The 22,794-nt window shown below is 72.0% G+C and carries 21 protein-coding genes; 7 read left to right on the forward strand and 14 right to left on the reverse strand.

Annotation, left to right across the window (positions count from 1 at the left end; translation table 11 throughout):
- Positions 1-626: 626 nt before the first annotated feature.
- Complete coding sequence (locus tag F4559_RS27965; RefSeq protein WP_184673725.1) at positions 627-3,791, reverse strand: ATP-dependent helicase; 3,165 nt, start codon at positions 3,789-3,791, stop codon at positions 627-629.
- A 122-nt stretch (positions 3,792-3,913) separates the two neighbouring features.
- Here F4559_RS27965 and F4559_RS27970 point away from each other — a divergent pair, with 122 nt between their 5' ends.
- Positions 3,914-4,237 carry an MGMT family protein gene (locus F4559_RS27970; protein ID WP_184673727.1) on the forward strand — a complete coding sequence of 108 codons (324 nt, stop codon included), beginning with the start codon at positions 3,914-3,916 and terminating at the stop codon, positions 4,235-4,237.
- Between the two features lie 93 nt (positions 4,238-4,330).
- Here F4559_RS27970 and F4559_RS27975 read toward each other — a convergent pair whose 3' ends face one another.
- The 4 genes from F4559_RS27975 to F4559_RS27990 all read right to left on the reverse strand — a co-directional run bounded on the left by F4559_RS27975 (position 4,331) and on the right by F4559_RS27990 (position 8,610).
- Positions 4,331-5,128 (reverse strand): TIGR02569 family protein, encoded by a 798-nt coding sequence (locus F4559_RS27975; protein ID WP_312865855.1) that lies wholly within the window; start codon positions 5,126-5,128, stop codon positions 4,331-4,333.
- A 157-nt stretch (positions 5,129-5,285) separates the two neighbouring features.
- A complete protein-coding gene (gene moeZ, locus F4559_RS27980) occupies positions 5,286-6,458 on the reverse strand; it encodes an adenylyltransferase/sulfurtransferase MoeZ (protein WP_184673729.1) in 1,173 nt (390 codons plus the stop codon).
- A gap of 84 nt (positions 6,459-6,542) precedes the next feature.
- Positions 6,543-7,565 carry a DUF3152 domain-containing protein gene (locus F4559_RS36580; RefSeq protein ID WP_184673730.1) on the reverse strand — a complete coding sequence of 341 codons (1,023 nt, stop codon included), beginning with the start codon at positions 7,563-7,565 and terminating at the stop codon, positions 6,543-6,545.
- Between the two features lie 61 nt (positions 7,566-7,626).
- Entirely contained in the window at positions 7,627-8,610 is a 984-nt protein-coding gene (locus tag F4559_RS27990; protein ID WP_184673732.1) for an alpha/beta fold hydrolase, read from the reverse strand.
- A gap of 129 nt (positions 8,611-8,739) precedes the next feature.
- Between F4559_RS27990 and F4559_RS27995 the strand changes: the two genes are divergently transcribed.
- Both F4559_RS27995 and F4559_RS28000 read left to right on the forward strand, forming a co-directional pair.
- Positions 8,740-9,390, forward strand: a complete 651-nt coding sequence (locus F4559_RS27995) for a TetR/AcrR family transcriptional regulator (RefSeq protein WP_184673734.1) — start codon at positions 8,740-8,742, stop codon at positions 9,388-9,390.
- Positions 9,391-9,447: 57 nt separating this feature from the next.
- Complete coding sequence (locus F4559_RS28000; protein ID WP_184673736.1) at positions 9,448-10,095, forward strand: TetR/AcrR family transcriptional regulator; 648 nt, start codon at positions 9,448-9,450, stop codon at positions 10,093-10,095.
- A gap of 249 nt (positions 10,096-10,344) precedes the next feature.
- Here the strand turns inward: F4559_RS28000 and F4559_RS28005 are convergent, their stop codons facing one another.
- Both F4559_RS28005 and F4559_RS28010 read right to left on the reverse strand, forming a co-directional pair.
- A complete protein-coding gene (locus F4559_RS28005; RefSeq protein WP_184676294.1) occupies positions 10,345-10,572 on the reverse strand; it encodes a DUF3107 domain-containing protein in 228 nt (75 codons plus the stop codon).
- 67 nt (positions 10,573-10,639) lie between these two features.
- Positions 10,640-11,317, reverse strand: a complete 678-nt coding sequence (locus F4559_RS28010; protein ID WP_184673738.1) for a ferritin-like fold-containing protein — start codon at positions 11,315-11,317, stop codon at positions 10,640-10,642.
- Between the two features lie 316 nt (positions 11,318-11,633).
- Between F4559_RS28010 and F4559_RS28015 the strand changes: the two genes are divergently transcribed.
- The 3 genes from F4559_RS28015 to F4559_RS28025 all read left to right on the forward strand — a co-directional run bounded on the left by F4559_RS28015 (position 11,634) and on the right by F4559_RS28025 (position 15,922).
- On the forward strand, positions 11,634-13,316 hold the full coding sequence (locus F4559_RS28015) for a DEAD/DEAH box helicase (protein ID WP_312866012.1): 1,683 nt from the start codon (positions 11,634-11,636) through the stop codon (positions 13,314-13,316).
- Positions 13,317-13,530: 214 nt separating this feature from the next.
- Positions 13,531-14,853 carry an Rv3212 family protein gene (locus F4559_RS28020; RefSeq protein WP_312865856.1) on the forward strand — a complete coding sequence of 441 codons (1,323 nt, stop codon included), beginning with the start codon at positions 13,531-13,533 and terminating at the stop codon, positions 14,851-14,853.
- Positions 14,854-15,046: 193 nt separating this feature from the next.
- Positions 15,047-15,922: an alpha/beta fold hydrolase gene (locus F4559_RS28025; RefSeq protein WP_184673742.1), complete on the forward strand. Its 876-nt coding sequence runs from the start codon at positions 15,047-15,049 to the stop codon at positions 15,920-15,922.
- Here the strand turns inward: F4559_RS28025 and F4559_RS28030 are convergent.
- The 6 genes from F4559_RS28030 to F4559_RS28055 form a co-directional block, all read right to left on the reverse strand.
- On the reverse strand, positions 15,919-16,224 hold the full coding sequence (locus tag F4559_RS28030; RefSeq protein WP_184673744.1) for a hypothetical protein: 306 nt from the start codon (positions 16,222-16,224) through the stop codon (positions 15,919-15,921). The genes F4559_RS28025 and F4559_RS28030 overlap by 4 nt on opposite strands.
- Before the next feature lie 124 nt (positions 16,225-16,348).
- Positions 16,349-17,188, reverse strand: coding sequence for a RecB family exonuclease (locus tag F4559_RS28035; protein WP_312865857.1), 840 nt, complete (start codon positions 17,186-17,188; stop codon positions 16,349-16,351).
- Positions 17,189-17,236: 48 nt separating this feature from the next.
- The gene (locus F4559_RS28040; protein WP_184676298.1) at positions 17,237-18,100 is read right to left on the reverse strand and encodes a PHP domain-containing protein; all 864 of its coding nucleotides are present in this window, start codon (positions 18,098-18,100) and stop codon (positions 17,237-17,239) included.
- A gap of 34 nt (positions 18,101-18,134) precedes the next feature.
- Positions 18,135-18,695 (reverse strand): PH domain-containing protein, encoded by a 561-nt coding sequence (locus tag F4559_RS28045; protein WP_184673746.1) that lies wholly within the window; start codon positions 18,693-18,695, stop codon positions 18,135-18,137.
- 40 nt (positions 18,696-18,735) lie between these two features.
- Positions 18,736-18,894, reverse strand: a complete 159-nt coding sequence (locus F4559_RS28050; protein WP_184673749.1) for a hypothetical protein — start codon at positions 18,892-18,894, stop codon at positions 18,736-18,738.
- A gap of 569 nt (positions 18,895-19,463) precedes the next feature.
- A complete protein-coding gene (locus tag F4559_RS28055) occupies positions 19,464-20,549 on the reverse strand; it encodes a DUF2332 domain-containing protein (RefSeq protein ID WP_184673751.1) in 1,086 nt (361 codons plus the stop codon).
- A gap of 400 nt (positions 20,550-20,949) precedes the next feature.
- Here F4559_RS28055 and corA point away from each other — a divergent pair, with 400 nt between their 5' ends.
- Positions 20,950-22,026: a magnesium/cobalt transporter CorA gene (gene corA, locus F4559_RS28060; protein WP_184676300.1), complete on the forward strand. Its 1,077-nt coding sequence runs from the start codon at positions 20,950-20,952 to the stop codon at positions 22,024-22,026.
- Positions 22,027-22,152: 126 nt separating this feature from the next.
- On the opposite strand, the gene F4559_RS28065 is transcribed toward corA, so the two are convergent.
- Complete coding sequence (locus F4559_RS28065; RefSeq protein WP_184673753.1) at positions 22,153-22,767, reverse strand: hypothetical protein; 615 nt, start codon at positions 22,765-22,767, stop codon at positions 22,153-22,155.
- Positions 22,768-22,794: the final 27 nt, after the last annotated feature.

Here is a 22,794-nt window from a genome sequence, read left to right on the forward strand (position 1 = left end):
CCTGAACCTTCCGGCGCCCCGCGCAAGGCAGGACGATCCCCACCCGAACCGCCCGACCGAGGGAACGCACCGACCCGACCCGGCCACACCATGTGGCCACCACCCCGCAACCGCGGGACCCAGCAGTCCAACACCGGACCACCCCTGCGGGCAACCCGCAAAACAGCGGCCAACCCCACACCCATCCGGCCCAGCGGCCGGAAACCACTTCGGGTATCGCCAACCCACCCCAGCCACGCCGGCCACCCGACCACGACCGAAGAGACCCGAACCGAGCCGCCCGGGCGACACCGGACAGGATCAACCTGAACCGGACCAAGCCCGGCGGAACCGAGCAGCCAAAACAGAACCCGGCCGACCCGACCCGCTCGACCCAGTCCGCTTGGGTCAAGCCGCTCGATCCGAGTCTGTCCGATTGGCTCAGTCGACTCGGGTCCGCTCAGTTCGCCCAGCTCAAGCCAAGTCAAGTCGCCCAGGCCGAGTCGAGTCGGTTGGGGAGGTTCGGTCCGGCCGGTCGCCGAGGGGTGACCTGGCCGGGCTCACCTACTCGCGCCAGGCGAATCATCCACATCGGCCGGGCCTGGGCAGGGCACGTGGGCAGTGGTCGTCGGCCCGACGTCAGGTGGTCATTGGCTCACCTGGCGGCCGGATTCGTGCAGGGGGCAGGTGGTGCGGGCCGGGCAGCGGGAGCAGTCCGGGTTTTCCGTCGCCTGGTAGGCCGGGCCCACGCTGGAACCCGCCGCCGCCTGCACGGCTTCCAGCCACACGCGGACGCCCTGCTCGTCCAGGGGTTTCTGCGCCAACTCGGTGGCGCCGGTCTTCGCGTTCTCCTTCGCCACGTACAGCAGCCGGGCACCGCCCGGTTCGGTGGCCAGGCCCAGGTGGGTGAAGCCGCCCAACGCCGACGCGAGCTGGTACACGGCCAACTGCGGGTGCTGTTCGGCCTCCTTCCTGGTCACCGGCGACTTGCCCGTCTTCACGTCCACCACGACCGGACGGCCGTCGCGGTCGGTCTCCAGGCGGTCGACGCGGCCTCGCACGCGCAGCCAGGGGCCGCCCTCCTTGCGCGGGACCTCGACGGAGATCTCCTCCTCGACGGCCACCTGGGTGAGCTGGGCACGACTGCTCGCCAACCACGTCAGGAACGTGTCCAGCATGCGCTCGACCCGGATCCGCTCCCGGCGCGAGAACCAGGGCGCCCCGGCGTCGACGGCCGCCCACGCCTCGTCCAACTGCTCCCGCAACTGCTTCTCGTCCGCACCGGACGCGGCGGCCTGGGCCAACGCGTGCACGAGCGTGCCGGTGATCGACGCCAGTTCCGCCGGGTCCTGCCCCCCGTGACGTTCGACCACCCACCGCAACGGGCACTTCGCCAGCACCTCGACCGTCGACGGCGACACGCTGACCGTGTGCTCTTCAGTCCACAATGGACTCTCCGACGTCACGGAACCCAAGCCGTACCAGGAATCCGGGTGCGCGCCGGGCACACCCTCGGCCGCCAGCCTGGCCAACTGGGTCGCCGCCCGACCACGACGGTCCGCCGACTCGTCCGCCGAGCACACGACCCGCCGCAGCTCCCCCACCAACTCGGCCAGCACCAGGCCGCGTTCGGGCTTGAACGTCGGCCGCTCGCCCTCCTCGCCCGACAATTCCTCCAACTCGTCCAGGAATCGCGACGGCTGCTCGTCCTCACCCCGCACGGCGCTGACCAACAACGTCCGCCGCGCCCGCGACGCCGCCACCAACAGCAGCCGCCGCTCCTCGGCGAGCAGCGGCGCCACCGGCGACACGTGCTCCGCGTCGACACCGGACACCACGTCCACCATCCGCTCGACGCCGAGCAACGACCCGCGCAACCGCAGGTCCGGCCAACTCCCCTCCTGCACGCCCGGAACGGCGACGACCGTCCACTCGCGACCGGCCGCCGCGTGCGCGGTCAGCACGGTCACGGCCTCACCCGTCGGCGCGGCGGCGGCCAACGTGTCGCCGACGAACTGCTGTGCCGCGAGGTAGTCGGCGAACCCCTCGGCACTCGCGCCCGGCAGCCGGTCGACGTACTTCGCCGCCGACTCGAACAACCCCACGATCGCGTCCAGATCGCGGTCGGCCTGCATCCCGGACGTGCCGCGGCGGGCGGACTGCGCCACCCACCGCTGCTCCAACCCGGTGGCCTGCCACAGCTCCCACAACACCTGCTCGACGCTCAGCCCGTCCGCCATGGCCTTGCGCGCCCGCCGCAGCAGACCGGCGATCCGCCGCGCGGGCACCGCCTCGGCGGCCTCCAACGCGGCCAACCGGTCGCCCGACTCGATCACCTCGACCAGCAGCTCGCCGCTGGCCCGGTCACCGCCCGCCGCCAGGTCGAGCCGACGCAGGCCGCGCCGCAACCGCCGCAACGCCAACGGATCCGCGCCGCCCAACGCCGACGACAGCAGCATCGCCGCCGTGTCCTCGTCCAACGTGCCCGGCACGGCCGCACACCGCAGCAACGCCAGGAACGGCATCACGGCGGGCTGCTGCGCCAACGGCAACTCGTCCGCCGACACCGACACCGGCACGCCCGCCGCGAGCAGCGCGCGTTGCAGCACCGGCAGCGACCGGGTGGCCGACCGCGCCACCACCGCCATCCCCGACCACGGCACCTCGTCGATCAGGTGCGCGCGCCGCAACCGGTCGGCGACCCAGGCGGCCTCCTGGGCGGCCGACGCGAACAGCCGCACCTGCACCGCGCCCACCGCCGGCACGGGCGTCACGTCCCGCGTCGGCGAGACGCCGGGCAGCCGCCCCGCGACCCGCGCCACCGCGTCCCGGATCTCCGGCGCCATCCGGTACCCCCGCCGCAGCACGACCGTGGGCCCGTCGAAGGACGTCAGCACCGCCGGGTCCGCGCCCCGGAACGAGAACACCGCCTGATCGGGGTCGCCCGCCAGCACGAACTCCCGGGCCGCCGTGCCCAACGCCCGGACCAGCTCGTACTGCACGGGATCGAGGTGCTGCGCGTCGTCGACCAGCAGGTGGCGCACGCGGCGGCGTTCCGCGTCCAGCACGTCCGGCTCGGTCTCGAACGTCAGCAGCGCGCCGCCGACCAGCTCGGCCGCGTCGTAGGTCGGCGCGAGCCCCTGGCCCGCGCCGGACAGCAGGTTGACCTGCTCGTACTGCTGCCCGAACGACCCGGCCGCGGCCCATTCCGCCCGGCCGTGCACGCGGCCGAGTTCGAGCAGGTCCTCGGGCGCCAGGCCGCGTTCGGTCGCCCGGGACAGCAGGTCGCGCAGCTCGGCCGCGAAGCCGGGCAGGGTCAACGCCGGGCGCAGGCGGTCCGGCCAGTTCTCCGCGCCCATGGCCACGTCGCCGAGGAGCAGTTCGCGCACGACCGCGTCCTGCTCGGGACCGGCGAGCAGCCGCGGCGCCGGTTCACCCGCCAGCACGGCACGGGCGCGCAGCACCGCGAACGCGTACGAGTGCACGGTCCGCACCAGCGGTTCCTGTGTCGTGGGCAGGACGCCCGCCTCGCCCGGCCGGGCGAGCAGCCTGGTCAGCTCCGCACGCATCGCCACGGCCGCACGCCGGTTCGCGGTCAGCACCAGCACGTTCTCCGGGTGCACGCCCCGCCGCAGCACCCGGTCCGCCACCACCTCGGCGAGCAGCGTCGTCTTGCCCGTGCCCGGACCGCCCAGCACCCGCACCGGTCCGGACCCGTGGTCGAGCACGGCGCGTGCGGGCGTGTCCCAGTGGCGCTCCGGCCGCTCCTGCGGTGCCGGGCGCACCAGCAGGGGTGCTCGGTCGACTGCCATGGGCCGATCGAACCACGAGGGTCCGACAGCGCGAGCCGCACTCCACCCGTCGATCGAACACATGTACGCCTGTCGCCGGACAAGGCTGACCCGATCGAGCGACGGCCGGCAAGCTGTCGGGCGTGGAAGAGGAACTGCACGAACAGGTGCGCGAGATCGTCAAGTCCATCCCGGCGGGACGGGTCGCGACCTACGGGGACGTGGCGGACCTCGCCAAGGCGCCGTCGCCGCGGATGGTCGGCCAGGTGCTCAACGGCGACGGGCACGACCTGCCCTGGCACCGAGTGCTGCGCGCCAACGGGACCTGTGCGCCCCACATCGCCGAGGAGCAGTTGCAGCGGCTGCGCGCCGAGGGCGTGATCGACGACGGGGGCAAGGTCGACCTGCGCAAGTACCGCTGGGAGGAAGCGGTCAAGGACGAGGACGGGCCGCCGTCGCTGTTCTGAGCACTGCCCGAACGCGTGTTTCAGGGTGTCCGAACGCGTACTTCGGAGTGCCCGAGTGCGTGTTTCAGGGTGTCCGAGTGGAGGACTCGCGGGTCAGAGCAGGTCCAGGACGCGGGTGGCGGCGCGTTCGATCCCGGTCAGCGACCGCGTCGTCGACAGGGGGTGCAGGGCGTGCACGGCCAGCCGGAACAGGGTGGCGCGGAGCACGATCTGGGGCCAGTCGTCCAGGTGGGACCAGCGCTTGAGCAGGCCGGCGTCGGCACCGCCCCACGCCAACGAGTCGACCACGACGACCGCCGCGCCGTAAGGCGCCGGACGCCAGTAGGCCGTGAAGTCGATGATCGCCGGCGGCGCGTCGCCGGCGAACAGCACGTTGCCGAACAGGTCGCCGTGCACCACCTGGTTCTTCGCGGTGACGGGCTTGCGCCGGTCGGCCAGGAGTTCGAACAGCCGCCCGCCGAGTTCGGGCCGCAGGTCGGGCGTGTCGTCGCCCCACGCGGCACGGTCGGCCACGGCGAACACGTCGGTGCGGGCGTCGAGGAACCGGGGCCGGGGCAGGTCGGCGGTCGCCGTGTGCAGGCGGGTCGCCACGGCGGCGACCTCGTCGTGCCGGGGTTCGGCCCGGCCGGTCAGGTGCCTGGTCGCCGACCAGCCGCCGACGACGTAGCGGCCGTCGGTCGAGCGCAGGGGACGCGCGATGCGCAGGTTCTCGACCTCGAGCGTGTCGAGCGTTCTGGCCACCCAGGTGGCCTCGGCCGGATTGCCGGCGGGTCTGATCGCCGCGTCGCCACACCGCCACGCCGGTCCGCCGTCGATCGGCTCCGGCTCGGCGTCACGCTGGCCGAACGCGGCGCGCACGTGTGACGGAGGAGGGTCCGGGGGTGTGGTCACGCGCGCACGCTACCCAACCAAGGCTCCGGGGTGGTGGACCTTGAGGCGGCGTCGCGTGCGGTGCCCACATTCAGCGCAGTCCGCAATACTGCGGTTCCACTACGTCACCTGCGTCACACGGCGCCCGACGACCGGTGGTCGTCGGGCGCCCGGACACTCAGTACGTCGGCAGGCTCGTGTCGATCTGCCGCGCCCACGCCAGCACGCCGCCGCCCACGTGCACGGCGTCCTTGAAGCCGGCCGCGTGCAACGACGCCAACGCCTCGGCCGACCGCACACCGGACTTGCAGTGCAGCACGATCTGCTTGTCCTGCGGCAGCTCGGCGAACGCCTCGCCGGACAGGATGCGGTCCTTGGGGATCAGCACCGAGCCGGGGATGCGGACGATCTCGAACTCGTGCGGCTCGCGCACGTCGACCAGCAGGAAGTCGTCGCCCCGGTCCTGCTTGTCCTTCAGCTCCCGCGGGGTGATCGTGCTGTCCGCCGCCGCGCGCTGCGCCTCGTCGGACACCACGCCGCAGAACGCGTCGTAGTCGATCAGCCCGGTGATCTTCGGGCTGGCCGGGTCCTTGCGGATCTTGATGGTGCGGTACGACATCTCCAGGGCGTCGTACACCATCAGCCGGCCCAGCAGCGGGTCGCCGATGCCGGTCAGCAGCTTGATCGCCTCGGTCACCATGATCGAACCGATCGACGCGCACAGCACGCCCAGCACGCCGCCCTCGGCGCACGACGGGACCATGCCGGGCGGCGGCGGCTCGGGGTAGAGGTCGCGGTAGTTGAGGCCCTGGCCGTTCGGCGCGTCCTCCCAGAACACGCTGACCTGGCCCTCGAACCGGAAGATCGAGCCCCAGACGTACGGCTTGCCCAGCAGGACGGCCGCGTCGTTGACCAGGTACCGGGTGGCGAAGTTGTCCGTGCCGTCCAGGATCAGGTCGTAGTCGCGGAACACGTCGAGCGCGTTGGCCGACGTGAGCTGCTCCTGGTGCAGGTTCACGTGCACGAACGGGTTGATCTCGGCGACCGACTCCTTGGCCGACAGGGCCTTGGGCTTGCCGATGTCGGACTGGCCGTGGATGACCTGGCGCTGGAGGTTCGACTCGTCGACGACGTCGAAGTCGATCACGCCGAGCGTGCCCACACCCGCCGCCGCCAGGTAGAGCAGCGCCGGGCTGCCGAGGCCGCCGGCGCCGACGACCAGCACCTTCGCGTTCTTCAGCCGTTTCTGCCCGTCCACCCCGACGTCGGGGATGATCAGGTGGCGGCTGTAGCGGGCCACTTCTTCCTTGGTCAGCTCCGCTGCGGGTGCCACGAGCGGCGGAAGCGCCATCTGGTCCTCCTCGACGAGATATGTCCTACACAGACGGACAACACCAGACTGCTCCGATGTCTTCCGGAACGGAAAGTGATCCCACTACTTGGGCGCCACCGGGAAGGCGTTGGGCGTGCACACCTTGCCATCCGCCGGCACGGCGCCGCTGTTGGAGGCGTCGACCTGGTTGAGCTGGTGCACGTAGTCGTTGGCCACGCCGAACGTCTGCTGCATCATCACCGGCGCGGGCTGCCCGTTCTCCTTGCAGCCTTCGTGGTTGTTGCCCAACGCGTGCCCGACCTCGTGGTTGATCGCGTACTGCCGGTATGTCGAAAGGTCGTTGCTGAACGCCTTCGCGCCACGCACCCACCGCGCGACGTTCATCACGACGCGTTTGGTGGCCGGGTTCCAGCACGACGACTCGTACTGGATCTGGGTTCCGCACAGCCCGTGGGTCGTGCCGGTGGTGGTGAGGCTCACCACGAAATCGGCGTCGATCTCGTTGTCGACCCGCTGCATCGCGACGGTCCCGGTGCCGACCCAGCTGCGCGGGTCGGCGAGGAAGCTGTCCACGGTGCGGGCGAACGCGTCCCGGTCGCCGCCGTAGTCGGCCGGGTCGATCCCGTCCTCGATCGTGATCGCGTACCGGTAGAGCCGCCCCTGGCCGATCTGGCCGGTCGTGCCGAGGACCGTCCCCCACGTGCCCGCGCCCTGCTCGGAGAACCTGGGCCCCTCGGGCAGCACGGCGGTCGGGATGTCCACCAGGTCGACCTTGACCGGCGGCGTCTCGGTCGCGGCGGGCGGTCCGCTCGGCGGCGGCACGACCTGCGCCGAGGTCTCCGCGGCCGGCCGGTCGACCCGGCTCGGCACGGCGGTGTCGATCACCACCAGCGCGGTGAGCACGAGCAGCACGGGGATGGCGTACACCCGCCAGCCGTAGCTCTTGGCCAGGCGTTTGATCCCGGACGACGACTTGTCCCGCCGATCCGCGCCGGGCTGCCAGCACGCGGCCAGCGGCTCGGCGGCGGTGCGCCGCGTGCCGCGGCGGTAGCGATCCTCCGGGGGCGACGACCGGACGCCTTCGGAAGGCGTCGTGTCACGCCCACCCTGAGACGTCCGGTTCACGCGCACCAGCCTGCCACAGGCGTGCCACCGGAGCGGAGTCGAGCACCACGTTCAGGGGGTCTCACCAGGTACCCGCCGCGACGGCTTCCCACATCCCCAGCACCGCACGGGCTACCGTGACCGGTCGTTCCATCTGCGCCACGTGGCCTGTCCTGGGCAGCACGAGCAGGCGTGCGCGGGGCAGCAGGCGGGCCACCCGGGGTGCCTTGCGGACGCTGACGAGACGATCTTCCGTACCCCACACGACCAGCGTCGGAGCCGTGATCCGGGGCGCCAGCACCCACAGCGACCGGCGTCGGGGCGCGAGCCAGGCCCTGATCAGCTCGACGGTGCTGCGGCCCAGCGCGTGGCCGGCCCACGGCTGGGTCGACCGTTCGGCGTACTCGGCGTCACTCTGCGCGATCCGGTGGGCGGGCACGATGTCGGGCTCGGCGAAGCACAGCCGCAGCATCTGACGCGTGCGTTCGGCGGGTGTCACGAGGGCCAGCCGGGCCCGCAGGCGCGGGCCGACGACGGGCAGCATCGCGAACGGCAGCCGCGGGTCGGACACGCGGCGCAGGCTGGGCCGCAGGTCGGGGACGGCGGGCGAGATCAGGGTCAGGGTGCGGACCAGGTCGGGCCGGGTCGCGGCGACGATCATCGAGATCGCGCCGCCCATGGAGTTGCCGAGCAGGTGCACGGGGCCGGCGTCGAGGCCGGCCACGAACGAGGCCACCACGCGGGCGTGCGCGGCGAGGCTGAAGTCGTACCCGTCCACCGGCTCGGACCGGCCGAAGCCGGGCAGGTCGGGCGCGTGCCCGCGGACGTGCCCCGCGAGCTGGGCGGCCAGGTCGGTCCAGTTGGTCGCGGAGCCGCCGAGCCCGTGCACGTACACGGCGGTGGCGCCGTCGGGCCCCGGCGTGCGGCGCACGTGCACCAGGTGGCCGCCGACCACCAGGTGGTCGCCCGGCCAGGGCTGGATCGACGTGTCCAGGTGCGGCAGAGGTGTGGTGGACAGCGGCACATGGGTCAGTGGCGCTCTGCTCGCCTCCACGGTGTCGGTCATGGCACCAGGATGCCCGCCCGCGGACCGTGCCGAACGAGAAGCTTTCCCGCGACGCCGCTACCAGCGAGTAAGGTTGCGCGCGAACCGGGAGGGGCGACCCCTTCGCGGCACCGGTCGGCTGGAGGCACCATGACGGAGACGGCCCAGGGCGCGGTCGGGCACGGCGGCGCGGGACGCGGCGTCCGCCTACCCCGGACCGCACGACGCGCCCAGTTGCTCGCGGCGGCGCAGGACGTGTTCGTGAACAACGGCTACCACGCCGCCGCGATGGACGAGATCGCCGAGCGCGCGGGCGTCAGCAAGCCGGTGCTCTACCAGCACTTCCCCGGCAAGCTGGACCTGTACCTGGCGTTGCTGGAGTCGCACGTCGACGAGTTGGTGGACCGGGTGCGCGGCGCGTTGGCGTCCACCACGGACAACAAACTGCGCGTGCAGGCCGCGGTCGCCGCGTTCTACGACTTCGTGGACGGCGAGGGCCAGGCGTTCCGGATGGTCTTCGAGTCCGACCTGCGCGGCGAGCCCGCCGTGGCCAAGGCCGTCGAACGGGCGACCACCGACAGCGTGGACGCGATCACCGAAACGATCACCTCCGACGCCGGTCTCGACGAGGACCGGGCCCGGCTGCTCGCCGTGGGACTGGTGGGATTGTCGCAGGTCACGGCCCGTTCATGGCTGGCGGACGACCGCAGGCTCAGCAAGGAGGACGCGGTCGCGCTGATCTCCAACCTGGCCTGGCGCGGCATCGGCGGCGGCTTCCCACTTCACCCGAACGAACACTGAATCACCCCGCCCACGAACGTTACCCGGAGTAACGGTTACGTTTGGTAGCGTCACCCCATGGCGCGTACGGGCACGGACTCCCGCCGTGAGCGGTGGAAGGGTCACCGCGAGACGCGGCGGGCGGAGTTCGTCGAGGCCGCGATCCGCGCGGTGGCCCGGCTCGGACCCGACGTCGGCATGGACGACATCGCGGCCGAGGCGGGCGTGAGCAAGCCGGTGCTGTACCGGCACTTCACGGACAAGACCGACCTGTACCTCGCGGTCGGCCGGCGCGGCACGGCCATGCTGCTCGACCGGCTCGCACCCGCCCTGTCCCAGGACGGCCCGATCCGGGCCCGGCTGCGCACGATCGTCGACGGGTACCTGGCGGTCGTCGAGGAGCACCCGAACCTGTACCGGTTCGTGGTGCGCGGCCCGGTCGAGCGGGGCGCGGAGGAGGCGCTGGTGTCGGCGGCGCTGGCGCGCATCCTGGGCGACCACCTGCGCGCGGTCGGCGTCGCGGCCGACGGCACCGAACCCGTGGCGCACGCCCTGGTCGGCATGCTGCGCAACGCGGCCGACTGGTGGCTCGACCGCCGGTCGATGAGCCGGACGAGCCTGGCCGAGCACCTGACCGCGATCATCTGGCACGCGGTGGACGGCCTGCTGCGCGCCGCGGGCCTGGACGCCGACCCGGACGCGCGGGTGCCCGCCGTCCCGGCCTGATCGGCGGACCGGACGCGAACGCCGGCGACCGGGGTCACCCGGCCGAATCCGACGACAGCGGCACGACTCGCCCGCCGGCCCTCGGCCCCGGCGTGCCCGGCACCACCCGCCCACCGCTCTCGTCCACGCCGGATCGCCAATGGCGGACGGCCCGCTCGTCGGGCCAAGTCCGTCCGAAAGTGTGACCTGACAAGCCGAGGGCGGCACCCGTTCGGGTGCCGCCCTCGGCTCACGATCCCGCGAAAAGCCTCACTCCGTGGTGAAGCCGACCCGCCGGGCGTCGCTCGGGCCGATCTCCACGTACGCGATGCGCGCCGCCGGGATGACGAACCGGGCGCCCTTCTGGTCGACCAGCGTGAGCTGGCCGCTGCCGCTCTTCAGCGCGTCCGCGACCTGCGCCTCGACCTCGTCGGGGGTGAGTCCGCTGGACACCTGGAGCTCCCGCGGGCTGTCCGCGATACCGACCCTGACCTCCACGCTGACCTCCGTGCGCGCCTTGACCGACACCGGATTCGACGGTGTTCGAACGACTACCCGGTCAACCCTAGCCGAGCCCGAGGGCGGTCATGCGCCGCGTGTGGCTCTGCTGGAGGCGGCGGAAGAGGGCGGCGATGCCGGCCAGGTCCCCGGAACCGCGCACGATCAACTCGGCGAGCCCGTCGCGTTCCGCCACCACGTACTGGGCCTGCGTCAACGCCTCGCCCAGCAGCCGGCGACCCCACAACGTGAGCCGGTCGCGCAACGTCGGGTCGACCTCGCACGCGGCGCGGACTTCGCGCTCGGCGAACGCCGAGTGCCCGCTGTCCGCGAGCACCTCCAGCACCAGCGACCGGGTCGGCTCGGCCAGCCACTCGGCGACCTCGCGGTAGAAGTCCGCCGCGAGCCCGTCGCCGACGTACGCCTTCACGAGCGACTCCAGCCACGACTTCGGCGCGGTCGACGTGTGGAACGCGTCGAAACCCGCCACGAACGGGTTCATCGCCTCCTCGACCGTGTGGCCGCGGTCGGCCAGGTACCGCTCGATCGCCCCGTAGTGACCGATCTCGGCGGCGGCCATCCGGGCGAGCGCGGCACGGCCGGACAGCGTCGGCGCGGACCGCGCGTCCTCGGCCATCCGCTCGAAAGCCGACAGCTCGCCGTACGCCAGCGCGCCGAGCAGGTCGACCACGCCCTCCGCAACCGGGTCCGACGCCCCGGGCCGACCTGCGTTCGAGTCGTTCATGACGACCGAGCCTAGACGGGTGGTGCCGGCCACACCCCGGGCACGCCGCCGAAGCGCGTGGTCCGGCGTTCCACCCCGATCGGCCTAGTCGCCGGGTAGACTCGCACCTCGACGCCCGGCGCGGCGCGGCCCACCCCGGGGCCCGCAGCGGTGCCGACGGCTGACCTACGGCGGCACCGTGCCGCCCGGAGAGGGTGCGCGCACACTCCTCGCCGGCCCCTCCCGCGCCACAGCCCGGCCCGCCCCCGGCCGAGCGGCGGACGACGCGGTCGAGCGGCCCGTACAGGCCGTGCGTGCGCGCTGTACGAGAGAGGCGATCACCCTGACCGCGACGAACGAAGACACAGACCATCTGGACCCGGTCGCACTGGAGCACAGCGAACTCGGCGTGCCGGACGTGGACACGTCGCACCCGCTGACCGCGAACGCCCCGGTCCAGACCGACTCCCCGACGTTCGCGGAACTCGGCGTCCGCGCGGAGATCGTCCGCGCCCTCGGCGAGGCCGGCATCGAACGCGCCTTCGCCATCCAGGAGCTCACCCTGCCGCTCGCGCTCGCGGGCGACGACGTGATCGGCCAGGCCCGCACCGGCACCGGCAAGACGCTGGGCTTCGGCGTGCCGCTGCTCCAGCGCATCATCACGCCGGGCGACGGCACTCCGCAGGCGCTCGTCGTCGTGCCGACCCGCGAGCTGTGCCTCCAGGTGACCCACGACCTGACCGACGCTTCCAGGCACCTGGACGTGCGCGTCCTGGCGATCTACGGCGGCCGGCCGTACGAGCCGCAGATCGCCGCGTTGCGCAAGGGCGTGGACGTGGTCGTCGGCACGCCCGGCCGCCTGCTCGACCTGGCCGAACAGCGCCACCTGGTGCTGGGCAAGGTGCGCGGGCTGGTGCTGGACGAGGCCGACGAGATGCTCGATCTGGGCTTCCTGCCCGACATCGAGCGCATCCTGCGCATGGTGCCCGACGAACGGCAGACGATGCTGTTCTCCGCGACCATGCCCGGCCCGATCATCACGCTGGCCCGCACGTTCCTCAACCAGCCGACGCACGTGCGCGCCGAGGAGAACGACGCGGGCGCGGTGCACGAGCGCACCGAGCAGTTCGTCTACCGCGCGCACGCGCTGGACAAGACCGAGCTGCTGGCCCGCGTGCTCCAGGCCCGCGAGCGTGGCCTGTCCATGATCTTCACGCGGACCAAGCGGACCGCGCAGAAGGTCGCGGACGAGCTGGTGGAACGCGGTTTCGCGGCGGCGGCCGTGCACGGCGACCTGGGGCAGGGCGCACGTGAGCAGGCGCTGCGGGCGTTCCGCGCGGGCAAGGTGGACGTGCTGGTCGCCACCGACGTCGCCGCACGCGGCATCGACGTCGAAGGCGTCACGCACGTGGTCAACTACCAGTGCCCGGAGGACGAGAAGACCTACGTGCACCGGATCGGCCGCACGGGTCGCGCCGGGCGCACGGGCGTCGCGGTCACACTGGTGGACTGGGACGACACCCCGCGCTGGAAGTCGATCAGCGACGCCCTGGGCCTGGACCGGCCCGAGCCCGTCGAGACGTACTCCACCTCCGACCACCTGTTCGCGGAGCTGGGCATCCCGGCCGGGTCGACCGGACGCCTGCCGCTGGGCCTGCGCACCCGGGCCGGGCTGGACGCCGAGCCCGAGGAGAAGATCAAGGGCGCCAAGCGGTCGCGGCGCCGGCGCGGTGGCGGCTCGGACGAGTCCGCCCCGGCCGGTGAGGCCGTGAAGAGGCCCGCCAAGGCCGAGGGCGACGAGTCGTCGGCCGGCCGGACGCGTCGACGGCGGCGGACCCGGGGCGGGGCCGCCGGGAACGACACCGCCGAGAACACCGCCGAGAACACGACCGGGGCCGTCGCCGTCGAGGCGGGGTCCGGCGACGCGGCACCGTCGGCGGAAGGCCGTACCCGGCGGCGTCGGCGGCGGCGTTCCGGTACGGAGTCCGGCGGTGCGCCGGCCGAGGGTTCGGCGGACTGACCTGGTCGAGGCCGGCCGCCCCCTGATCGCCCGCGGCCGGCGGACACTTCCGCGGCCGGACCGCCCGGGTCCGGCCGTAGCGGTCGGACGGACCTGGAATCCGGTGGTACCGGACCGGCCCCCGGCTGTGCAGACTGGCTCCTCACACGGATCTCGGTCCGGGTAGTGCAGCATGGACGACCACGGATCAAGTCTGAACACCAGGAGCCGGGCAGTGGGTCAGCCGGAGCAGGCGGAGTCGAACGACGTCGTGCGGGTCGTGTCGGAGGAGGACGTGCTCGAACCGGACGCTCTCGGGTCCGACGACGAGCACCACCCCGAGGCCACGCCCCGCACGTGGCGGCGTGGCGGCGACTTCGCCGCGGTCGCGCTGATCGTGGTCGCGGTCGTGGTCGCGTCCCTGGTGCTGTACTCGACCAGCGACGCGGTCGACACCACGTCCCAGGTCGGCCCGAGCCAGGCCACCCCGCTCATCCCGGTCACGTCGTTGCCGCCGACGCTCGCCGAGGCGTGGCGCGCGTCCAGCGGCGCGACCCCGCTGCCGGTGGCCGCCGACGGTGTCGTGGTGACCGGTGACGGCGGTGAGGTCGTGGGTCACGACGCGCTGACCGGCGAGGTGCGCTGGCGTTACGCGCGCGACCGGCAACTGTGCACGGTGTCGCTCACGTGGGGCAAGGTCATCGCGGCCCACACCAAGGGCACCAACTGCTCGGAGATCACCACGCTCGAACTCGCCTCGGGTCAGCGCGGGCCACAGCGCAACGGCGACGCCGAGACCGGCACCCGACTGCTGGCCGAGGGCTCGCACGTGGTGACCACCGGCGAGACGTACATGGAGGTCTACCGGCGCGAGGACCTCGTCCGCGCGTTGGAGTACGGCAAGCTGCGCGCGATCGTGAACCCGGGCAAGCAGCCCCGGGTGGGGTGCACCTACGGCTCGTTCGCGGTGGTCGGCGGCAAGGTCGCGTTGATCGAGCGGTGCCCGCACCAGGACCCGGCCGACCGGTTGACCGTGCTCAAGCCGAACCCGGAGAAGTCCGACGAGCCGCAGGTGCTCAGCTCGACCGTGGTCGGCGGCACCGGTGCGCGGGTGATCGCGGTCAGCCCGACCAGGGTCGCCGTGGCGCTGCCCGGGAGGCTGGAGATCTACGACGCGGAGACCGGCGGGCTGTTGTCCGAGGTCCCGGTCGAGGTGACGGCGGACGAGCTGGCGGGCGACCCGCCGGGTCGCGTGGCGTCGACGTACACGAGCACGGCGAACGTCTACTGGTTCACCGGTTCGAAGACGATCGCCCTGGCGGGCGGCGACCTGACCCCGTTGTGGACCAAGGAGGGCACGATCGGGCCGGGCACGACGCTCGCCGGCCGGGTCCTACTGCCGGTCCGCGACGGCCTGCTGGTGGTCGGCCAGACCACCGGCGCGGAGGAGGCCCGCTACCGGCTGGACCGGGGCGGCTTCACCGGCACCGTGGAGATGGCCACCGAGGGACCGGTCGTGCTGGAGCAGCGCGGCGACACCCTGGTCGCCCTGCGCTGACCCCGCGAGTCCTCCACTCGGACACCCCGAAACACGCACTCGGACACCCCGACCGCGCGAGTTCTGCGTTCAGGCACCACGAGTCGGGCCTCCCCCGCTCGACCGGCCCGGCCCGAGGTTTCGTGACGGTGATACGGGAGTCCGTCGGCTCGGTCACGGGCGGGGCGCGGGGGTGTCGGGCAGACTCGGGGGTGTGTACACGCAGCTGAGTCCCCATCGTGCGCAACGGGTCGACCTGCCCGGACGGCACGGGACGATCGCGGCGTTGCGCGCCGCGGCCTCGGGTCGTGATCTCGGTGCCACCGTGTTGCTGCTGCCCGGTTTCACCGGGTCCAAAGAGGACTTCGCGCCGCTGGTGGACCCGATCGCCGACGCCGGGTTCGAGGTGGTCGCGGTCGACCTGCCCGGCCAGTACGAGTCAGCCGGTTCCCGACTGGAAGGCGACTACCTGCCCGAACGACTGGGTGCGGACCTCGTCGACGTCGTGGGCAAGCTCGCCGCCGAAGGCCGCCGGGTGCTGCTGGTCGGCCACTCCTACGGCGGGATGGTGGCCCGGGGCGCGGTGCTCGCCGGTGCGCCGACGGCCGGGGTCACGCTGATGTCCACCGGCCCGGAGGCGTTGCCGCCGGGCGATCGCCGGGACGCGTTGGACCTGGGCGAGACCGTGTTGCGGGCGCAGGGGATCGAGGAGTCCCAACGGCTCAACGAGGTCCGGCAGGCCATGAACCCGCGCTGGGCGTCGCTGCCCGAAGAACTCCGCGACTTCTACCGGACCAGGTTCCTGCGGTCCTCCACCGCCGGTCTGCTCGGGATGGGCACCGGATTGCGCTCCGAACCCGACCTGGTGGCCAAGCTGTCCCGCAAGCTGCGCACGTCCTGCGTCCCGTGCCTGGTCGTCTGCGGCGAGCACGACGACGCGTGGTCGCCCGCGAGCCAACGGGACATGGCCGAACGCCTGGACGCCGACTTCGCCGTCCTGCCCGGCGTGGGCCACTCCCCCGGCACCGAGGCGCCGGACGCCCTCCTGGCCACCCTGCTGCCGACCTGGCGGGCCTGGCTGCGCCCCTAGGCGTACCAGAAGAACCAGAGCACGAGCGCGGCCGACACCAGCACGACGACCGTGCACCACGGCACCACGCGGCCGGTCCGCCGGTCGGCCAGCACCTGGGCGACCACGGCGACCACGGCCGCCAGCACGTGGCACAGCACCGATGACAGGCCCGGTCCGGGCAGGTCGTGCACGCCCGCGTACACCTGCACGGCCCCCACCGCCAGGGCGAGGAGCACGACCCCGGCCGTCACGACGCCGCCGACACCGCGCCACACCCGCGCGAGCCGCGTCTCCGGCTTGCGGATCTCCACTGTCGTCACAGGTCTCCCTTACCCACCACGGCGCGACATCCACCCCCGCGGACGCCGGGAGACTCTTCCGTGCTTTCCCCGCCGGAACAAGCCCCCGGTACCAACGACGCGCGACCCGCCCCGAGGGTTGGCCTCACGGCGCGAGCGACGCCCACGGTTCCAGCTCGGGCGACGCGGCCCGCCCCTCGGGGCAGGACCGGCGGAAGTCGCACCACGTGCACTGGTTGCCGGTGCGCGGCGGGAACAGGATCTCCGGGTCGCCGCCGGCGGCCAGCGTGTCCGAGGCCAGACCCAGTTCGTCCGCCGCCTCCTCGGCCCGGCCCAGGTGCCGCCCGAGGCTCTCCTCGGTGTGCTCCCACACCGCGACCGTGCCGGACGGCAGGTGGTGCAACTCGACCCGGCGGCAGGGTTTGCGCAACGTGCGCCGCGCGGCCAACGCGTAGAGCGCCAACGCCTGCGAGCCACGCGCGTCGTCCGCGCTCAACGCGTGCCGCCCGGTCTTGTAGTCCACGATCACGAGTTCGCCGTCGCGCAGGTCGATGCGGTCGACCCGCCCCTCGGCCACGATCTTCGCCGTCGGCGTGGACACCCACCGCTCGATGCCGACCGGTTCGATCGACGTGTCGATCCCGGCGACGTAGTCGTGCACCCAGCCCACGGCCCGCTCGCGGTACTCGGCGGCCTGGTCTGCGTCGCGGAACCCCTCGCTCTTCCACTGCCGGTGCAGCAGCGACACGGCGCGGTCCGGATCGCGTTGGGCGGCGGGCAGGTCGAAGAGCCCCTTCAACGCGTTGTGCACCACCGCACCCAACGTGTTGTGCGCCCAGGCACCGCCGCGCGGCGGTGCTGGGCGGTCGAGGTAGGCCATGCGGAACCGACGTGGGCAGTCCGCCCACGTGGCGAGTTTGGCGGGCGTGACCCGCACCAGTTTCTTCGGCATGGCCCCGAAGTCGAACCCGAGCTGCTCCGGCACGGCGCACACGGTACCGAGCGGGGCCGACAAGATCGCGAACCCGGCGGCTCACGCCCCGCCGACCAGCACCTCCACGCCGGTCGCCCGCTCGACGAGCGCGTCGAGCACGTCGGGGTCGGTGGTCTCGGCGCCGATCCGGACGGTCTTGTTGGTGCCGTGGTAGTCGCTGGACCCCGTGGTCAGCAGGTCGAGTTCCTTGGCCAGGCCGCGCAGCCGGTCGCGGGTGTCCGGGTCGTGGTCGGGGTGGTCGACCTCGACGCCGGCCAGTCCTTCGGCCGCGAGCGAGGCCACGACGTCCGCGGAGACGATCGGCCCGCGCGAGGCGGCGAACGGGTGGGCCAGGACGCACACGCCACCCGCCTCCCGGATCATCGCGATGGCCCGTTCGACGGGGGTGTCGGTACGCGGAACGAGGTAGCGACCGTCGTTGAGGTGGCGGGCGAACGCCTCGTCGACCGAGGCGACGACACCGGCCTTGATCAACGCCATGGCCAGGTGCGGACGTCCGGCCGGCGCGTCCGGCGGCAGGCCGGCCATGAGTTCGTCGGGGTCGACGGGGAAGCCGTCCGCCGCCATGCGCTCGGCCATCCGGCGCAGGCGTTTCCGTCGTTCGAGCCGCAACCGCTGCTGCTCTTCGGCCAGCGCGGGCGAAGTGGGGTCGAACAGATAGGCGAGCAGGTGCACGGTCACGCGTCGGCCGGTGCCGTCGTCGGACGCGCAGGACAGTTCGGCACCCCGCACGAGACGCAGGCCGGGCGGCAGCGCGGCGGCGGCCTGCGCCCACCCGGCGGACGTGTCGTGGTCGGTGATCGCCACCGCGGACAGGCCGTGGGCCGCGGCGGCGGCGACCAGGCCGGCCGGGGTGTCGGTGCCGTCGGACTCGGTCGAGTGGGTGTGCAGGTCGATGACCACCCGCCCAGTCTTGCCCACGGCGACTACCGCCGTGTCACGGCACCATCTTCTTGCCGCGCGCCGCGCGCTGCGCCTTGATCATCGAGAACCGCTCGGCCTGGGCCTTCTTGTCGCCGAAGGTCAGCTCGGAGATCGCGTCGTAGACCTCTTCGGGCGCGGGCAGGTACTCGATCCGGTTGAGCGCCTGGATCTGACCGGCCGACTCGACGACCAGGGTGCCGAAGCCGAACATGCGCCCGAGCACGGTGCGCTCGTAGGTCAGGTCCGTGACCTTGCTGATCGGCATCATCGCGACCTTGGTCTCGAAGACGCCCGAGGAGATCATGAACCGTTTGTCCGTCACCACGATCCGCTCGACCCACCACTCGATGACGTAGTACGCCAACCGGAGCAGCACGAGCAGCGCGCCGTACCAGAGGATGTTCTGGACGAAGCCCAGGTTCTCCGGCAGCAGGTACGAGATCATCATCGCACCCGCGAGGAGAGCCATCGCCTCCAACACGTCGAAGAGCACGTAGCTCCAGTGCCTGCGGACGCGGATGACCCGGCGTTCCGTCGGCAGGAGGTACTCGTCGGGGTCTCTTGGCGCGAACATCGTTACGACCTCCGGCGGGGCGGGGAGGGAGCCGGGCGACTCAGAACAATTGTTTCACGAAGGTGATGAGCGCCTCAGCCGCCGAGCGGAGGGTCCCGAGCACGTTGTGCACCAGCTGAGCCGCCTGCTGCGGCTCCGCGATGAGGAAGAACAGGACCAAGCCGACCCCGGCGAAGGTGAGAATCTTCTTCAGATTCACGGTGATCAACCCCGTTCGCTACCGCACCCGTGTGGCGCCAGTGAAAACCGTTGTACCGCACTCGGCGGCACGTTGGGAGTTTTGTACCGCACTTGGGTCAGCGGCTTGCACCACCATTCGGGATTGACTACGCAACGTCACCATAACGCCGAGCGACGACCGCCGAATCCGCCCTGCCGGTGACGCGGAACGCGACACGACCGGGCGACCGCTGCCCGTTCGGCGAGCGAATCGCCCAGGTGAGGGACCGTGGTCGGCCTCGGGTGGTGGAGTCGGCGCCGGCAGGACCGGTCGTGCGACCCCGGTCCACCGAATCGAGGCGGGATCGGGACTGTCCGTGACCGTCGGCGACCGGATCGACGACGTCGGAGCACCGACCGCGAAGGGCGTCCGAGCCGGCCACGACCATGCCTGCCAGGTGCGATCCGGCACGTTGCAACCTCATGGCGACCCGATGCGGGTACACCGCCCCGACGATGCGATCTTGGCCACAGTATCGCTGAGTGACGAACAATGTGAGTCCTGCTCACACAGGCGTCCGCCGGTCGGGTACGCCTGATCGTGGCTGGTCACGCCAGCCAGACGAGCCGCTGGCCGTGGGGTGCGGTCGTGGCCAGCGCCTGCGCCGAGACGACCTCCCCGTCCTCGACGCGGGCCAGGCCGAGCACGATCGGCTCGGGCCCCTCGGCGCCGGGCGCGAGGTCGGCCCGGCCGGGCAGCACGTGCTCGAGCGCGGCCGTGTACCGCTCGTGGCTCACCCACCACGCGGGCCGGTCCAGCGCACGCAGCGCGGCCACGAACTCCACGCCCGACACGTACTCCAGCACCATGCTCGTCACGACCACGAGCGGCAGGTCCGCCGGCACCAGCGCGGCGGCCTTCGCCAGGTCCGCGACGGCGTCCCCGGTCACCAGTTCCGGCCGGGACTTGCCCTGCACGCCCGCGGCGACGCCGAACAGCCGCAGCCGCTCGGGCTGGTCGGCCCACACGCACGCCTCCAGCCACGCGTACGTGTCCTCGTCCGACAGGTCGGCGGGCGCGACGTCGAGACCGATCTTCGCCCCGACCTTCACGGTCTTGGGCAGCTTGGGCAGCACGGCGCCGGGCGCGAGCTCCAACGCGCAGTGCAGGCCGAGCGCGGCCTTGGTCGGACCGGCGACGAGCTGGCCCGCCTGCTCGGTCTGGTAGCGGTAGTTGTACTGGTCGACGCCCAGCAGCAGACCCGCCGAACAGCCGACCTCCAGCAGTCCCAACGGCCCCTTGATCCGCGCCAGCGCCGGGTACAGCAGGGCGGCACGGCGTACCTCGTTGGTCTGCGTGGTGCGCGTGGAGATCAACGCGCGCATGCGGTCCGCGCGCTCCAGCACGAACGAGCGGAACAACGGCCACGTGCGCTCGTCCGCGCCGTAAGTACCGCCCAACGACGGGTAGTAGTCCGCCAACGGGTGCACCGGTTCGGCCTGCACCAACCGATGCGCGGCGGCGAGCAGCAACGTGGGGTGCGCGAACGGTTCCGGTGCGGCGGTGAGCAGACCGGCGACGTCGTCGTCGAGTGCCGCGTTAGCCGAAAGGTGTTCGTAGAGCGGCGAAACACCGGGCGCGTCGAGCCGGGCGAACCGGGACAGCCGGTCCCGCACCAGATCCAGGTCGGTCACGTCGCTCCTCACGTCCGCCGGTCCGGGTCGAACCCACCTGGGCGGGACGACCGTTCCCTCCTGTTTCTACCCGTGTCACGACGTGGACGACGCGCCGGAGGGCGGAATCCGCCTGGTGTGACGGGAAACGTCGGCGACCGGGACGACAGTGTGAACCCCGGAGGAGTACCCTCGGCAACCGGTCTGTGAGCGACTCCACCGCCACAGCCGTCGACCCGAGGAGGTGAGGGCAGCCGATGAGCAACGACCCCCACCCTGCGAGTACCCGGCGCGTCCTCATCGGAGGGTCGGCTTCGCGAGGCTAGATCCGCATTGCACCGGTCGGGGACACGCGCCGTACTTCCGTTCGCCATGCCCTCTCCACTCCAGCGACACCCTGCTTGGAGGACCCGTGCCCAACATGCCTTCGTTGAGCGGACTCGGCGGCCTGAGAGGCCGCCACCAGGACCGCCCCGCCGTGCCCATCCCCGTCCCGCTTTCGGCGTACGTGGTCGACTGCGGCGTGTACGTCGACGGCGCCCGTCTGCCCGGCCGCTGGTCCCACACCGAGGCCGTGAAAGAGGTCCGCAAGCGCGGCGACGGCTTCGTGTGGATCGGCCTGCACGAGCCGGACGAGGAACAGATCCAGGGCATCGCCGACACGTTCGGCCTGCACGCGCTGGCCGTCGAGGACGCGGTGCACGCGCACCAGCGGCCGAAGCTGGAGCGTTACGACAACACGTTGTTCATGGTCCTCAAGACCGTGCGGTACGTGCAGAACGCCTCGCCCGACACCGCGAACGAGATCGTGGAGAGCGGCGAGATCATGGTCTTCCTCGGCCGTGACTTCGTGGTCACGGTCCGGCACGGCAACCACTCCGGGCTCGCCGCCGTGCGCCGCGACCTGGAGGCCGACGTGGAACGGCTCAGGCTGGGCCCGGCGGCCGTGCTGCACACGATCGCCGACCACGTGGTCGACAACTACCTCGACGTCACCGACCACATCGAGGACGACCTCGACCAGATGGAGACGCTGGTCTTCGCACCGCGCAGCGGGGTCAGCGCGGACCAGATCTACCTGATGAAGCGCGAGGTGCTCGAACTGCGCCGCGCGGTGATGCCGTTGGCCGTCCCGCTGCGCCGGCTCGCCGAGGGGTACACGCCGCTGATCCCCGAGCAGGTGCGGTCGTACTTCCGCGACGTCGACGACCACCTCACCGAGGTGTCCGAGCGCGTGACCAACTTCGACGAGTTGCTGACCACGCTGGTCGACGCGGTGCTCGCCAAGATCACGCTCCAGCAGAACTCGGACATGCGCAAGATCTCGGCGTGGGTCGCGATCATCTCCGTGCCCACCATGGTCGTGGGCGTGTACGGCATGAACTTCGAGCACATGCCCGAGCTGAAGTGGAAGTTCGGCTACCCGGTCGTGATCGCGGTGATCCTGGTGTCCTGCCTGACGCTGTACCGAATATTCCGTCGGAACCGCTGGCTGTAGTCCACCGCCCACCCGATCCGACGGGACTCCCACCATGACGAGAATGCTCACCAACCTGCGGTTCTGGATCCTGACGTTCCTGATCGGCTGGCTGGCCACCGTGACGGTGCTGATCGCCACCGGGAACTAGATCTTCGGCAGGTCGTCGAACGTGGTGTTCACGTAGTCGGTGACCGCGTCGTGCACCTCGGACCACCGGGCCTCGCTGTCGAGGTCGGTCTCCACGAGGACGTCCACCCGCACCGTGACGCCGACGTTGCCCCGCTGGGCGCGGAACTGGAGCTGGCCGGGCCGGGCGGCCACCTGCGGGCCGTTGACGAAGCGGTGGCCGCGGTCGCGTAATCGCGTCACGTCCACGACTTCGCCCGCCTTGCGGTCGCCGTCCTGCTTGTGGCCGCGGTAGTCGGCGTAAGCCTCTTCGACGTCGGCGAAGAAGCGGACCTCGGTGTAGATCGTGGCCCCGGTGTAGCGGCCTTCGACGAGGTCGAGGTCGCAGCCCAGGTCCCCGCCGTCGCCCCGTACGCGCGGCGCCAGGTCGGCTTGGCCGAAGAGCGCCTCGAACGGCGTGTAGCGCAACTGGGCGCACCCCTCGTTCGCATCGGTGAACGAACGGAACACCGCGGGACCGTCGGTGGGCGCGGAGTTCGCCGACGGCACGCCGGTCGACGACCCCGGCCGCCGCTCGGACGAGCAGGCCATGACCGAGGCCACGACGAGCGACGCCGCGACCACTCTCCGCATGATCGCGATGCTAGTGATCCACAACGG

Origin of the sequence: Saccharothrix violaceirubra (assembly GCF_014203755.1) — a bacterium.
In the GTDB taxonomy this organism is placed as follows: domain Bacteria; phylum Actinomycetota; class Actinomycetes; order Mycobacteriales; family Pseudonocardiaceae; genus Actinosynnema; species Actinosynnema violaceirubrum.